Source organism: Zobellella sp. DQSA1, from assembly GCF_041950555.1.
Classification (GTDB): Bacteria; Pseudomonadota; Gammaproteobacteria; order Enterobacterales; family Aeromonadaceae; genus Oceanimonas.
On sequence record NZ_CP169531.1, the window covers coordinates 3,127,823 to 3,141,308 of the forward strand.

The 13,486-nt window shown below is 62.4% G+C and carries 12 protein-coding genes; 6 read left to right on the plus strand and 6 right to left on the minus strand.

The genetic code is table 11. From position 1 onward, the window contains the following. Window positions 1-11: 11 nt before the first annotated feature. The 6 genes from siaA to glyA form a co-directional block, all read right to left on the minus strand. Window positions 12-2,018, minus strand: a complete 2,007-nt coding sequence (gene siaA, locus ACEVBK_RS15000) for a biofilm regulation protein phosphatase SiaA (protein ID WP_375055719.1) — start codon at window positions 2,016-2,018, stop codon at window positions 12-14. Between the two features lie 269 nt (window positions 2,019-2,287). After that, window positions 2,288-3,397 (minus strand): bifunctional 3,4-dihydroxy-2-butanone-4-phosphate synthase/GTP cyclohydrolase II, encoded by a 1,110-nt coding sequence (ribBA, locus tag ACEVBK_RS15005; protein WP_375055720.1) that lies wholly within the window; start codon window positions 3,395-3,397, stop codon window positions 2,288-2,290. Window positions 3,398-3,412: 15 nt separating this feature from the next. Continuing rightward, window positions 3,413-4,066 (minus strand): riboflavin synthase, encoded by a 654-nt coding sequence (locus tag ACEVBK_RS15010; RefSeq protein WP_375055721.1) that lies wholly within the window; start codon window positions 4,064-4,066, stop codon window positions 3,413-3,415. Next, entirely contained in the window at window positions 4,066-5,181 is a 1,116-nt protein-coding gene (gene ribD, locus ACEVBK_RS15015; protein WP_375055722.1) for a bifunctional diaminohydroxyphosphoribosylaminopyrimidine deaminase/5-amino-6-(5-phosphoribosylamino)uracil reductase RibD, read from the minus strand. Before ribD ends, ACEVBK_RS15010 begins: the two co-directional genes overlap by 1 nt. Next, a complete protein-coding gene (gene nrdR, locus ACEVBK_RS15020; RefSeq protein WP_375055723.1) occupies window positions 5,182-5,631 on the minus strand; it encodes a transcriptional regulator NrdR in 450 nt (149 codons plus the stop codon). A gap of 177 nt (window positions 5,632-5,808) precedes the next feature. Further along, entirely contained in the window at window positions 5,809-7,062 is a 1,254-nt protein-coding gene (gene glyA, locus ACEVBK_RS15025) for a serine hydroxymethyltransferase (RefSeq protein WP_375055724.1), read from the minus strand. Between the two features lie 287 nt (window positions 7,063-7,349). On the opposite strand from glyA, the gene ACEVBK_RS15030 reads away from it, so the two are divergent. From ACEVBK_RS15030 to acs, 6 genes are all read left to right on the plus strand, one after another. Then, window positions 7,350-7,970: a molecular chaperone TorD family protein gene (locus ACEVBK_RS15030; RefSeq protein ID WP_375055725.1), complete on the plus strand. Its 621-nt coding sequence runs from the start codon at window positions 7,350-7,352 to the stop codon at window positions 7,968-7,970. Then, entirely contained in the window at window positions 7,967-8,323 is a 357-nt protein-coding gene (locus ACEVBK_RS15035; RefSeq protein WP_375058584.1) for a DUF2956 domain-containing protein, read from the plus strand. Before ACEVBK_RS15030 ends, ACEVBK_RS15035 begins: the two co-directional genes overlap by 4 nt. Window positions 8,324-8,326: 3 nt before the next feature. Next, window positions 8,327-8,755 (plus strand): YqaA family protein, encoded by a 429-nt coding sequence (locus tag ACEVBK_RS15040; protein ID WP_375055726.1) that lies wholly within the window; start codon window positions 8,327-8,329, stop codon window positions 8,753-8,755. A 130-nt stretch (window positions 8,756-8,885) separates the two neighbouring features. After that, the gene (locus ACEVBK_RS15045; protein ID WP_375055727.1) at window positions 8,886-10,676 is read left to right on the plus strand and encodes a putative nucleotidyltransferase substrate binding domain-containing protein; all 1,791 of its coding nucleotides are present in this window, start codon (window positions 8,886-8,888) and stop codon (window positions 10,674-10,676) included. Continuing rightward, complete coding sequence (locus ACEVBK_RS15050; RefSeq protein ID WP_375055728.1) at window positions 10,676-11,290, plus strand: 3'-5' exonuclease; 615 nt, start codon at window positions 10,676-10,678, stop codon at window positions 11,288-11,290. The genes ACEVBK_RS15045 and ACEVBK_RS15050 overlap by 1 nt, the downstream gene beginning before the upstream one ends. 177 nt (window positions 11,291-11,467) lie before the next feature. Further along, window positions 11,468-13,417 carry an acetate--CoA ligase gene (gene acs / locus ACEVBK_RS15055; protein ID WP_375055729.1) on the plus strand — a complete coding sequence of 650 codons (1,950 nt, stop codon included), beginning with the start codon at window positions 11,468-11,470 and terminating at the stop codon, window positions 13,415-13,417. Window positions 13,418-13,486 lie beyond the last annotated feature (69 nt).

Consider the following 13,486-nt stretch of genomic DNA (forward strand, 5'->3'; position numbering starts at 1 on the left):
AAAACCCTCATTTAACACGCATCAATCTTGAAAGCGAGCAGGGTAATGTCATCCCGTTGTGGATGAGCGCCCCGGTAATCATCCAGCGCCCGCCCGAGTGCCTCGGCCTGCTCCGTCAGCGGCAGGACGGCATGGGTCCGCAACAACTCCCGGAACTGGCTGCTGCCCAGACCAAAGCCCTTTTCCCCTCCGGCCTGGTCGAGATAACCGTCGGTGGCCAGATAATAGATATCGTCGGACCGCAGGGGCAGCGGCATATCCTCGAACCGGGCATCACGCCGGTCCAGCAGGGTACGCCGGATTCCCTTGCATTCCTCCACCCGCTCGCCGTCACTATAATAGAGCGACATCTTGGCGCCGGAAAATACCAGCCGCCGTTCTCTCGGTGCCACATAGGCCAGCCCCACATCCATGTTGGTGGCCAGGCCCCGTGGCAGATCGCAGTCCTGCAGCATGCCGCGCAGGGTGCGATCTGCCAGCTGGAGTATGGCCGCCGGCGAAACGAGGCCCTGCTCGCGAATGGCATGATCCAGCGCCGCCCGCGCCAGCATGGTCATCAGTGCGCCCGGCACCCCGTGGCCGGCACAGTCCACCACCCCCACCAGGAAAGCATCCTCTGCGCCGGGCTGGAAGAGGTAAAAATCTCCCCCCACCACATCCCGCGGATGCCAGAGCACGAAATGGTGTTCACCCAGCACCTGGGTCAGTTGCTGATCCGGCAGTATGGCGCGCTGGATCAGGCTGGCATAGTCGATGGAGTCATTGATCTGCTGGTGGGCCTGGCGCATCTGGATATTGGCCTCTTCCAGCTCGCGGGTGCGGCTCTGCACCTTCTGCTCCAGTTCTTCGGTATGGCTGCGAATTTTCTCCGCCATCACCCCGAAGGCGTCACTGAGGTCGCCGATTTCATCCCCCGAGGGTGGCGGCAGGGAGACATCGTAACGGCCCTGGGCAATGGCGCTGGCAGAGCCCTGCAACCGGCGCAGGGGCTGCAGCATGATCCTGTCCACCGCATAGGCCAGCGCCAGCAGCAGCACCGCCAGCATGATAACGAAGGCCAGCAGCGCGGTATTGAGCACGGTCCCCTCCAGCACCTGGGCCATATTCAGATCCACGGCGGTCACCACATACCAGCCCAGTTCGGGGATAAAGCTCACCGCCAGCAGTTGGCGCCGGCCGTCCAGGGTAACCCAGTCCATGCCGAGCTGCTCGGGTGCCAGCTGTACCTGCTGCATCAGCTCGCTCAGGCGTTGGCGCTCTTCTTGGGAACCGAGCAGTTCGGGCAGGCTGCGTTGCTGCCCGCTCGCCATGCCGGCGGCCGAGCCCAGGGCGATCATGGCGTCATTCGGGTGGGCCTGGAAAGCCCCCCGCTCGTCGATGATCATCGGGGTCAGCCCCGGTTCATCGGTGGCAATGAAATCCCGGATGAAGTGGGTCAGATCGATGCCGGTACCGGCCAGGCCGAGCGGGCGCCCGTCCTCTTCCACCAGCACGTTCAGCCATACCCGGGTGGTGCCGAGACGGGTGTCGCGGTTGACGTTGATATTGAGCTTGTCGCCACTGGCCAGGATATTGAAAAACCACCGGTCGTCGGGGCTGTCGCCATCGAGACGGTACTCGGGTTCGGCGGTGAAAGGCTTGTCTGGCTCCCGGTAGTAGTAGTCGCGGGAACCGGCGCTGATCACGAAGTAGGACTGGCTGCTGAAATCCTGGGCAAAGCCTTCGGCTTCACGGAACAGCAGGGCTTTCTTGCCGGCATCCGCTTCGTCCTGCAGCCATTGGCGGGTCAGCACCGAGTCGGCGAAACGCCGGGCCAGGGCCAGGTCCCGCGACAGGGGCACCAGGATATTCTGCCGGTTGAGCTGGGTAAAATTGCGCGCATAGGCCTTGCCAAAGTGCTCCTGCACCCCGCTCAATACCTGCCAGCCCATGCCGCCGGCGGGGATAAAGGCCAGCAGACAGGCTACCAACAACGCGAGCACGGATTTTGCCCTGAGTCCCCTTCCCCAGATGGCCATCTGCTTCTCCTGCTATCTTGCTTGGTTATTCCTTTAGTGGTAGCCGCTATTGTTGACGCATCCGTGCCAAAACTCAATCGGCGCCCAATTTAAACAAGCAACACCCATACCAAAACGGGCGGACAAAGGGAACGGCTCCGCCGAGCGTCACAAGGATGTGCTTGAAGCGTGTCGGCGGAGTTGGCCCTTTAGCCGACTCATACCAATGAAACAGACGACTTTGATATCAGGCTAAAAGCCCGCTCGAGGCGGGCCAGGTTATCGGTTCGTCAGTCGGTGATATAGTCCACCACTTCCAGGCCGAAGCCGGACAGGGCGTGGTATCGCTTGGGCGAGCTCAGCAGCCGCATCTTGCCCACGCCCATGGCGCGCAGTATCTGGGAACCCACGCCCACCCGGCGGGAGGTGCCCTGCCACTTGGCGCCTTCGGGGCGCTCGCCCCGATCCACCGCCTCGAAAGTGCGCACCAGAGACAGCAGGTGATCCGGGGTTTCCTCCTTGCCGAGGATCACCAGCACACCGCCCTCTTCGGCGATACGGGCCATGGACTTGGTCAGCGGCCAGGTACGCGCCGCATGGCGGTCGGTCATCAGCACGTCGGTCAGCACATCGTGGATATGCACCCGCACCAGGGTCGGCTGCTCGGCCAGGATCTCGCCTTTTTTCAGGGCGAAGTGCACCTGGTTGTCGATAGTATCGCGGAAGGTGACCAGTTCGAAGTCGCCGTATTCGGTGGGCAGCGTGCAGCGGGCCACCTGCTCTATGGTGGTCTCGTTCTGGTTACGGTATTCGATCAGGTCGGCGATGGTGCCGAGCTTGATATCGTGCTGCTCGGCAAACGTTTCCAGATCCGGGCGACGGGCCATGGTGCCGTCTTCGTTCAGGATCTCGACGATCACCGCCGCCGGCTCCAGGCCCGCCAGGCGTGCCAGGTCGCAGCCCGCTTCGGTATGGCCGGCGCGGGTCAGCACGCCGCCGTTCTGGGCCTTGAGCGGGAAGATATGGCCCGGCTGCACCAGGTCCGCCGCCTTGGCGTCCTTGGCCACCGCCGCCTGCACGGTACGGGCCCGGTCGGCGGCGGAGATGCCGGTGGTCACCCCTTCCGCGGCTTCGATGGACACGGTGAAGGCGGTGGAGAACTGTTCGGTATTGCGACTGACCATCAGTCGCAGGTCCAACTGACGGCAGCGAGCCTCGGTCAGGGTCAGACAAATCAGGCCCCGGCCGTATTTGGCCATGAAGTTGATGTCTTCCGGTCGCACATGCTCGGCGGCCATGATCAGGTCGCCTTCATTTTCCCGGTCTTCGTCATCCATCAGGATGACCATTTTGCCCTGACGGAGGTCGTCGATGATTTCCTGGGTACTGCTTAAGGCCATGGTGTTCTCCCTTTGTTATTTCACGAAACCGCTGGCGGCCAGGGTGGCCAGGGTCAATCCGCTCTGTTGTGATTCAGGCGCACCGGTCAGCAGGCGTTCCAGATAGCGGGCAATGATATCCACCTCCAGGTTAACACGCCGGCCCAGTTGCCAGTCGTCCAGGGTGGTTTCTTGTAATGTATGGGGTACCAGGGTCAGTTTAAAGGCCGCCCCCGCTACCGCGTTCACCGTCAGGCTGATGCCATCCACGGTGATGGAGCCTTTCTCGGCGATATAACGGGCCAGTTCACTCGGGGCCTCCACCCATAACTCCAGGCTGCTGCCAAGCAGGGTGCGACGCACCACCTTGCCCACGCCGTCTACATGGCCGGACACGATATGGCCGCCCAGCCGGCCGGTGGGCAGCAGTGCCTTTTCCAGGTTGACCGCCTGCCCGGCCTGATAGTCGGCGAAACCGGTACGGTTGATGGTTTCACCGGACACATCGGCACAATAGTAATCCTTGCCCAGTTCGGTGACGGTGAGGCAGACCCCGTTGGTGGCAATGGAGTCACCCAGCCTGACATCGGACAGGTCCAGCTTGGGACAATGGATCCTGATCACCGATTCATTGCCCTTGCGGCTGATGGCGGCAAGCTTGCCCGTGGCTTCAACAATACCGGTAAACATCAGTTTTTTACCCTTGCAGTCAGTTTGAGATCATCGCCCACCCGGCGGCAGTCCTGCCATTCCAAGGAGGGCACCTGGGTCATGGCGGTCAGTTCCGGCATGGCGAACAGGCCTCGGGCGCCGTCGCCCATCAGCTTGGGTGCCTGGTAGAACACCAGTTCATCTACCAGCCCCTGGCCGAGCAGGGCGCCACACAGACGGGCCCCCGCTTCTACCCAGAGGTGGTTGAGCTGGCGCCGGCCCAGTTCGTCGAGCAACAGCGGCAAGTCGAGCTTGCCGTTCCCGGCCAGCGGCAGCACGCATTCCTCCACCTGTTGATGGAAGCCGCCGCTCACCCGGCCACGCAGCAGCAGTATGGGGCCGGGCACGGCAAAGAGCCGTAACCCGGGCTGAAGCCGGTTCTGGGTATCGACGATCACCCGCAGCGGCTGGCGCAGGCTTGGCTCGGGATAGCAGGCCCGTACCGAGTCGGGCAACTCGCTCCAGCGCACATTCAGCGCGGCATCGTCGGCCAGCACGGTGTCCGCCCCGGACAACACGGCGCAGCTCAGGGCCCGATGCCGTTGTACATCCCGCCGGGCGGCGGGGCCGGTAATCCATTTGCTCTCGCCATTGGCCAGCGCGGTGCGCCCGTCCAGGCTGGCGGCCAGCTTGACGGTCACGAAGGGCCGGCCGGAGCGCATCCGGTGCAGAAAACCCACATTGACCGCTTCGGCCGAAGCCTCCATCAGCCCCGCCTCGACCGCGATACCGGCCTCGCGCAGCATGGCCAGGCCTCGCCCGGCCACCCGAGGGTTGGGATCCACCGACGCCGCCACCACCCGGGCCACACCGGCGTCGATCAGTCCCTGGGCACAGGGCGGGGTCCGGCCGTGATGGGAGCAGGGCTCCAGGGTGACGTAGGCGGTGGCGCCCCGCGCGCGCGCGCCGGCCTGGCGCAGGGCAAAGACTTCGGCATGGGGTCCGCCGGCTTGCTGGTGGTAGCCTTCCCCCACCAGCTCGCCGTTATTGACGATGACCGAGCCCACCGCCGGATTGGGGCTGGTGGTAAAACGCCCGCGACGGGCCAGCTCAAGCGCCCTGGCCATCCAGCGCGCATCTTGGTTGTTCAGCACTTATTGCTCCAGACGGGCTATTTCCTCGCCGAATTGGCGCAGATCCTCGAAACAGCGATACACGGAGGCGAATCGGATATAGGCGACCTTGTCGAGCTGCTTGAGCTCTTCCATCACCAGGTTGCCGACCAGCTCGGACTTGACTTCACGCTCGCCGGTGGCGCGCAGTTGGGACTTGATACGGCTGATGGCCTGTTCGATGGCCTCGGTACTGACCGGACGCTTTTCCAGCGCCCGCTGCATGCCGGCTTCCAGCTTGTCTTCGTTGAAGGGCTCGCGGATGCCGGTGGTCTTGATGACACGGGGCATCACCAATTCGGCGGTTTCGAAGGTGGTGAAGCGCTCCCGGCAAGCATTGCATTCCCGCCGGCGGCGTACCTGCAGACCCTCACCCACCAGTCGGGAGTCGATGACCTTGGTTTCGGTTGCGTTACAGAAGGGGCAATGCATGATGCCTCCGCGGAGCCGGCGATGGCCCTAGTGTAAAGAAGCGGGCTGGAGATTGCCAGTGGGACGGGGACTGGCAATGGGGGACTCGGGATTAACCAGTCCCCCATTGCCAGCCCCTAATCCCGGCCCTAATAAAACGGGGTCCGAAGACCCCGTTTGTATCACCGTGGAGGGCGATCAGGCATAGACCGGGAAGCGACGGCAGATACCCAGTACCTGTTCCTTCACCCGGGCGATGGTGGCGTCGTCGTTGATGTTGTCCAGTACATCACAGATCCAGCCGGCCAGTTCGCACACTTCGGCTTCCTTGAAGCCGCGGCGGGTGACCGCCGGGGTACCGATACGGATACCGGAAGTCACGAACGGAGAACGCGGATCGTTGGGCACGGCGTTCTTGTTGACGGTAATGAAGGCACGGCCCAGGGCGGCGTCGGCTTCCTTACCGGTGATGTCCTTGTCGATCAGGTCGAGCAGGAACAGATGGTTGTGGGTACCACCGGAGACCACCTTGTAACCGCGCTTCTGGAAGGCATCGGCCATGGCCTGGGCATTTTTCAACACCTGGCCCTGGTATTCCTTGAACTCGGGCTCCATGGCTTCCTTGAAGGCCACGGCCTTGGCGGCGATGATGTGCATCAGCGGGCCGCCCTGACCACCGGGGAACACGGCGGAGTTCAGCTTCTTCTCCAGTTCTTCGTCGTTGGCCGCGGACAGGATCAGGCCACCACGAGGACCGGCCAGGGTCTTGTGGGTGGTAGAGGTCACCACGTGGGCATGCGCGATCGGGCTCGGGTAATGACCGGCGGCAATCAGACCCGCCACGTGGGCCATGTCCACCATGAACCAGGCACCGACCTTGTCGGCGATTTCACGCATCCGCGCCCAGTCGACCAGGCCGGAGAAGGCGGAGAAACCACCGATGATCATCTTCGGCTTGTGCTCGACCGCCAGACGCTCCATTTCCTCGTAATCGAGTACGCCGGCGTCATTGATGCCGTAGGGAATGATGTTGTACATCTTGCCCGAGAAGTTGGCGGGAGAGCCGTGAGTCAGGTGACCACCGTGGGCCAGGTTCATGCCCATAACGGTATCGCCGGGCTTGACCAGGGCCATGAAAACGGCGGAGTTGGCCTGGGAACCGGAGTGTGGCTGAACGTTGGCATAAGTAGCGCCAAACAGGGCCTTGGCACGTTCGATGGCCAGTTCTTCAGCGATGTCGACATACTCGCAGCCGCCATAGAAACGCTTGCCCGGATAGCCTTCCGCATACTTGTTGGTCAGCTGGGAACCCTGCGCCTGCATCACCCGGGGGCTGGTGTAGTTTTCGGAAGCAATCAGTTCGATGTGCTCTTCCTGACGCTGGGTTTCATCGCTGATGGCCTGCCACAGCTGGGGATCATAATCGGCGATATTCATGTCACGCTTTAACATCCGTTTCTCCTGACTCGTGCGGTTATCACTGTTGGGGCTAGAGTTTACCCCCAAGGAAGGGTCCGGCCTAGCCCCGACAGGACAGTTATCAACATTTTTTTATCTTTATGTTGAAAAGTTCACAAAAAGTTGAATGTTGCGCAACAAGCCCACCATAGTCCCGTTACCGGGAGGGCGGGCTGGATATAGCTGTTAAACCCGATAGAATAGGCGTTTTGGCCTGCTCTGGCGGCACCCTGCTGTCTGGTGAGACCACTGCGGGCACCCAAACAAATGTTGAGGGGAATATGCAAGACTTCATGGTTACCTCGCATCGCCGAGCCGAACTCTATCACTGGTTTACCGCCCTCTTTGCCGCCCCCCTGGCCGACAGCGAGATCCGGGAATTCAACGGCTATGACATGCATACCTTCCTGGACAGCCTGGCCACCCTGGATCCCCTGAAGGACACCACCGAGGCCTTCCGCCGACAGGCTGGCCGGGTATTGCAACTGAAGAAGCCCCATGCCGAACTGACCGAACACTACGGCCGGCTGTTTGGCCAACCCTCCCTGCTGGATACCTCGGCCCTGGCCCAACCGGAAGACGAAGCGCTGCTGCTGATGGCCATTCTGCTCAAACAGCACGGCACTCAACTGGAAGACGACGACCCGCTCAACGTCTGCAACCAGCTGGAGATGATGGCCACCCTGGCCCTGGCCGCCGCCGACGCGACCGATGAAGCACAGCGCAAGGCCCTGCTGGACAAGCAGCGCGACCTGGCCAACCTGTTGATCATCGGCTGGTTGCCCGCCTTTGTGGACGCCTGTCGGGAGCAGGACGGCCTCGGCTTCTATGCCGCCGCCGCCGAGTTGCTGCAGGCCATGTTCAGCATGGATCTGCACTATCTCAACAACGTGGCGGAATAATGAGATACGACAAAAACAAGAAGCCCGAGGCCTCGCCCCAGACCCAGGAAGAAGCCGAACGTATCGCCCGGGCCACCCAGCGCCCGGGGCAGACCAAGGAACAAACCCGGCTGATCGCCCAGGGCATCCAGAAGGGTATAGAGGAATATAAAAAGCAGCAAAAGGCGCGGGCCCGGGCCGCCGACAAGGTTAAAAAGCAACAGTACCGCCAGCAGGAACAGCTGACGGACACACCGGAGACGGATACACCGGAGACGGACACGCCGGCGCCGGCCTTATCGGCCCTGCCCTGGCTGTTGCTGGCCCTGAGCTGGCTCGGCTTTGGCCTCTACCTGTGGCTCATGCGCGGCTGAGCCATGGATTTTTTTATCGTCTTCGCCAGCAGCCTGCTGGCCGCCACCATAGCACCCTTCTATTCCGAAGTGGTGCTGGCGGCGGTGCTCACCCGCCAGCCCGACGCCGCCGTGCTGTTGTGGGCCCTGGCCAGCATCGGCAATACCCTGGGCTCGGTCATCAACTGGTGGCTGGGCAAATACCTGCTGCACTACCAGGATCGGCGCTGGTTTCCCATCAAGCCGGTACAGCTGGCCCGGGCCCAGTACTGGTTCAACCGCTTCGGGGTCTGGACCCTGCTGCTGGGCTGGCTGCCGGTGGTGGGCGACCCGCTCACCTTTATCGCCGGGGTGATGCGGGTGCGGCTGGCGCTGTTCGTGACCCTGGTGTTTATCGGCAAGGCCACCCGCTACCTTATCGTGATCTACTTCGCCGAGCAGCTGCTGCTGTAACACTGTGCCAAAGCGGGGGCTGGGGACCAGTCCCCGCTCAAATACCGCTCCATCACCCTGCGACTAAAGTCGGCTGGACAGCCTCCGGGCGGCTGCGATACTCAGCCATACTTGGGCAAGGAGGTCGCCGATGCAGGATCAGTTCAACTTTGATCACCCCCCGTTCAATACCCTGACCGCCGAACAGCGCCAGGATGTGCTCGATCAGACCGATATCGCCTATTTCAACCGGGCCGAGACCATACTTCACCCGGGGCAATTGATCGACAGCCTCTACATCATCCTCAAGGGGGTGGTGGAAGAACGCCACGCCGAGCGCAGCGAAATCTACGCCCACTACACCACCGACGATCTGTTCGACCTGCGCGGCCAATTCGACGGCGAGTGCCGCCACAGCTATGTGGCGCTGGAAGAAACCCTGTGTTTCGTGTTGCCGACCCAGGCGTTTCTGACCCTGATGACCGACAATCACGACTTCGCCGCCTGGTTCCAGCAGGATCTGCAAAGCCGCCAACAGGCCGCTGCCCCCCAGAAAAACCTGTCGGAATTCATCCTCACCCGCATCGACAACGGCAATATCCAGCCGGCCATGGTGATCGACGGCCAGACCTCCATCTATCAGGCGACCCTGCTGCTGAAAACCCATCACCTGGAATCCCTTGTCGTCACCCACGACGGCAGCTTCGGCATGCTCACCGGTACCGATTTGCTCTACGGCGCCGTGCTGGCGGAAAAGCCCAACACCGAGCCGGTCCACGAGCTGGCCAGCTTCAACCTGATCGCGGTGCAAAAAGGCGACTTCCTGTTCAATGCACTGATGCTGATGATCCGCCACAAGATAGAGCGGGTCGCGGTCAAGGAGCAGGAGCAACTGGTGGGGATACTGGAAATGACCCAGTTGCTCAGCCAGTTCTCCACTCATTCCCACGTACTGGGGTTGCGCATACTGCGGGCCGAGTCCATCGACGAACTGGCCGAGGCCTCGGCGACCCTGACCATGCTGGTGGAAAACCTGCACAACAACGGGGTACGCCTGCCCTTTATCATGAAGCTGCTGGCCAGCCTCAACGAACAACTGATGCGCAAGGCGTTCATCTTCGCCTTTCCGGCCGAATACCACGAGCGACTGGCGCTGATGGTGCTGGGCAGCGAGGGCCGGGGAGAGCAGATCCTGAAGACCGATCAGGACAACGCCCTGGTGCTGGAAGAAGGCCTGTCGGCCGCTGAGGTTCTGCCCCACGCCGCCCAGTTCAGCCGCTACCTGGAACGGCTCGGCTACCCGCCCTGTCCGGGCAAGGTGATGGTCAACAACCCGGAATGGGTACGCGACATCGACGCCTGGCAGCGGCAGATTGCTCAGTGGGTGCGCCAGAACAGTCCCCACAGCCATATGCAGCTGGCCATCCTCAGCGAGCCGCACTTTATCGCCGGTCGCGAATCCCTGGTGCGCCAGCTGCAAAAACAACTGCTGGAGGCGGTGCATGGCCAGGAGCTGCTGCTGAGCGAGTTCGCCGCCCAGGCGCTCAAGTTCCATACGCCGCTGACCTTCTTCGGCGATATCAAGCAGTCGGATCGGGGGCTGGATATCAAGCGCGGCGGTATCTTCCCCATAGTGCAGGGGGTGCGGGCCCTGGCCCTGGAACAGGGGCTCACCGACACCGGCACCCTGGAGCGGATCCGGCTGCTGACCGACAAGGGCATTTTCGAGCCGGACTTTGCCGACAACCTGAGTGCGGCACTGATCCTGTTCTGGCAGCTGCGGCTGGAGCAGCAGCTGGCCCGGGACGGTGACGGCCTGAACCAGCAGATCGATGCCGCCCAGTTGCCTCGCCACCGCCGGGATCTGCTGCGCCATGCCCTGCATGTGGTGAAAAAGCTCAAGCAGCGGCTGGAGTTCCACTTCCAGATCCGGAATCTCTGATGCTGCCGCTCAAACGCCTGTGGCTGGCCCGCAAGTTCGCCCACACTCCCTGGCGACACCTGTTCGAGCCTTATCGGGGCGATGAACTGATCGCCATCGATACCGAAACCACCGGCCTGAACCCCAGGCAGGCGGATGTGCTCAGCATCGCCGCCGTGCCGATCAAGGGCAACCGTATCCTGACCAGCCAGCGGCTGGAGCTGACCCTGACCGCCAGCCACAAGCTCACCGCCGACAGCATCAGGATCCATGGCCTGCGCCATCAGGACCTGCAGCAGGGACTGTCAGCGCACCGGGCCCTGCCCCTGCTGCTGGGCTTTATCCAGAACCGCCCCCTGCTCGGCTACCATGTGCTGTTCGATATCGCCATCCTGAGTCGCCTGACCAAAGAGCAGTTCGGCTTCGACCTGCCCAATCGCCATCTCGAGCTGGCCAACCTCTATCGCCGGCGTCAATTGATGCAAAACCCGGAACTCGAACCCAACCTGGGCTTCGATCACATGGCGCGGGAGCTGGATGTGCCGCTGCTGGCGCGCCACACCGCCTTCGGCGATGCCCTGACCACGGCGCTGATGTTCATGAAATTGCGGCAACCCGGCAACCCTCCCCGCTGACCCGTGCCGCCAGGCTGGATTGTCGACAACAAGGCCGTATACTGGGTAAACAAAACATCAACAAGCCACCCCCAGTTGTGATGCTGATGTTGCACAGCTAGCCGAAAGTCTAATTGAGAGAAGCGACCATCTGAGTCACCTTGTTACACAATGGTTACTGCACCAAGGAGCGGAATAATGAGTGAAGTCAAGGTTCATCCGGTTAAGGCCCATATCGCCAAGAACGCCCTGCTGGACGACGCCGGCTACCAGGCCATGTATCGCCAGTCCATCGACAATCCGGATCTGTTCTGGGGCGAACAGGGCAAGCAAATCGACTGGATCAAGCCCTACACCAGAGTCAAGAACACCTCTTACGACCCGGGCCATATCAACATCAAATGGTTCGAGGACGGCACCCTTAACCTGTCCGCCAACTGCATCGACCGCCACCTGGCCACCCGGGCCGACGACATCGCCATCATCTGGGAAGGCGACAGCCCCGAAGAAGACAAGAAGGTCACTTACCGCGAACTGCACGAACAGGTGTGCCGCTTCGCCAACGTGTTGAAAGCCCAGGGCGTGGCCAAGGGCGACGTGGTCGGCATTTACATGCCCATGGTGGTGGAAGCCGCCGTGGCCATGCTGGCCTGCGCCCGTATCGGCGCCGTGCATTCCGTGGTATTCGGCGGTTTCTCCCCCGATGCCCTGGCCAGCCGTATCATCGACTCCAAGACCAAGGTGGTGATCACCGCCGACGAAGGCCTGCGTGGCGGTCGCCGGGTGGCGCTCAAGGCCAATGTCGATGAAGCCCTCGCCAATCCCAAGGTCGATTCGGTGGAAAAAGTCATCGTCTATCGTCGCACCGGCGGTGATGTGGCCTGGCACGAACAGCGGGATATCTGGTGGCATGAAGCCGCCGCCAACGCCAGTACCGACTGCCCGCCGACCGAGATGAACGCCGAAGACCCGCTGTTCATCCTTTATACCTCCGGCTCTACCGGCACTCCCAAGGGCGTGCTGCACACCACCGGCGGCTACCTGGTGTACGCGGCCATGACCTTCAAGTACGTGTTCGACTACCACGACGGCGACATCTACTGGTGTACCGCCGACGTGGGCTGGATCACCGGTCACAGCTACCTGATTTACGGCCCCCTGGCCAACGGCGCCACCACCTTGCTGTTCGAGGGGGTGCCCAACTATCCCAAGACCAACCGCATGGCGCAAATCGTCGACAAGCACCGGGTCAACATCCTCTACACCGCTCCCACCGCCATCCGTGCCTTTATGGCCAAGGGCGATGAAGCGGTGGAAGATACCAGCCGCTCCAGCCTGCGCATCATGGGCTCGGTGGGCGAACCCATCAACCCCGAAGCCTGGGAATGGTACTATCGGGTGATCGGCGACGAGCGCTGCCCCATCGTGGATACCTGGTGGCAGACCGAGACCGGCGGCATCCTGATCACCCCGCTGCCCGGCGCCACCGATCTCAAACCCGGCTCTGCCACCCGCCCCTTCTTCGGGGTACAGCCGGCGCTGGTGGACGGCGAAGGCAAGCTGCTGGAAGGCGCCACCGACGGCAACCTGGTGATCCTCGACTCCTGGCCAGGCCAGATGCGCACCGTGTTCGGCGATCACGACCGCTTCGAGCAGACCTACTTCTCCACCTTCCCCGGTACTTACTTCACCGGTGACGGTGCCCGCCGCGACGAGGACGGCTACTACTGGATCACCGGCCGGGTAGACGACGTGCTCAACGTATCCGGCCACCGCATGGGTACCGCCGAGATCGAGTCGGCCCTGGTGGCCCATCCCAAGATCGCCGAGGCCGCCGTGGTCGGGGTGCCGCACGAGATCAAGGGCCAGGGCATCTACGCCTATGTCACCCTCAACGCCGGCGAAGTACCTACCGCCGAGCTGCACAAGGAGGTGAAGGACTGGGTACGCAAGGAAATCGGCCCCATCGCCACCCCGGACGTGATCCACTGGGCCGAAGGTCTGCCCAAGACCCGCTCCGGCAAGATCATGCGCCGTATCCTGCGCAAAATAGCCACCGGCGAGACCGACTCCCTCGGGGATACCTCCACCCTGGCGGATCCGGGCGTGGTCGACCGGCTGATCGAAGAACGCAGCCGGGTCGCCTGATAACCCCCAGCCAACAACGCCGCCTTCGGGCGGCGTTGTTGTTTGTGGTCAAGCCCCACAGCCATGGGG

What these genes read in the sequence shown, in the direction of transcription:
- siaA (WP_375055719.1), bottom strand. Translation starts at nt 2,018, where the DNA reads ATGGCCATCTGGGGAAGGGGACTCAGGGCAAAATCCGTGCTCGCGTTG.
- ribBA (WP_375055720.1), bottom strand. Translation starts at nt 3,397, where the DNA reads ATGGCCTTAAGCAGTACCCAGGAAATCATCGACGACCTCCGTCAGGGC.
- ACEVBK_RS15010 (WP_375055721.1), bottom strand. Translation starts at nt 4,066, where the DNA reads ATGTTTACCGGTATTGTTGAAGCCACGGGCAAGCTTGCCGCCATCAGC.
- nrdR (WP_375055723.1), bottom strand. Translation starts at nt 5,631, where the DNA reads ATGCATTGCCCCTTCTGTAACGCAACCGAAACCAAGGTCATCGACTCC.
- glyA (WP_375055724.1), bottom strand. Translation starts at nt 7,062, where the DNA reads ATGTTAAAGCGTGACATGAATATCGCCGATTATGATCCCCAGCTGTGG.
- ACEVBK_RS15030 (WP_375055725.1), top strand. Translation starts at nt 7,350, where the DNA reads ATGCAAGACTTCATGGTTACCTCGCATCGCCGAGCCGAACTCTATCAC.
- ACEVBK_RS15040 (WP_375055726.1), top strand. Translation starts at nt 8,327, where the DNA reads ATGGATTTTTTTATCGTCTTCGCCAGCAGCCTGCTGGCCGCCACCATA.
- ACEVBK_RS15045 (WP_375055727.1), top strand. Translation starts at nt 8,886, where the DNA reads ATGCAGGATCAGTTCAACTTTGATCACCCCCCGTTCAATACCCTGACC.
- ACEVBK_RS15050 (WP_375055728.1), top strand. Translation starts at nt 10,676, where the DNA reads ATGCTGCCGCTCAAACGCCTGTGGCTGGCCCGCAAGTTCGCCCACACT.
- acs (WP_375055729.1), top strand. Translation starts at nt 11,468, where the DNA reads ATGAGTGAAGTCAAGGTTCATCCGGTTAAGGCCCATATCGCCAAGAAC.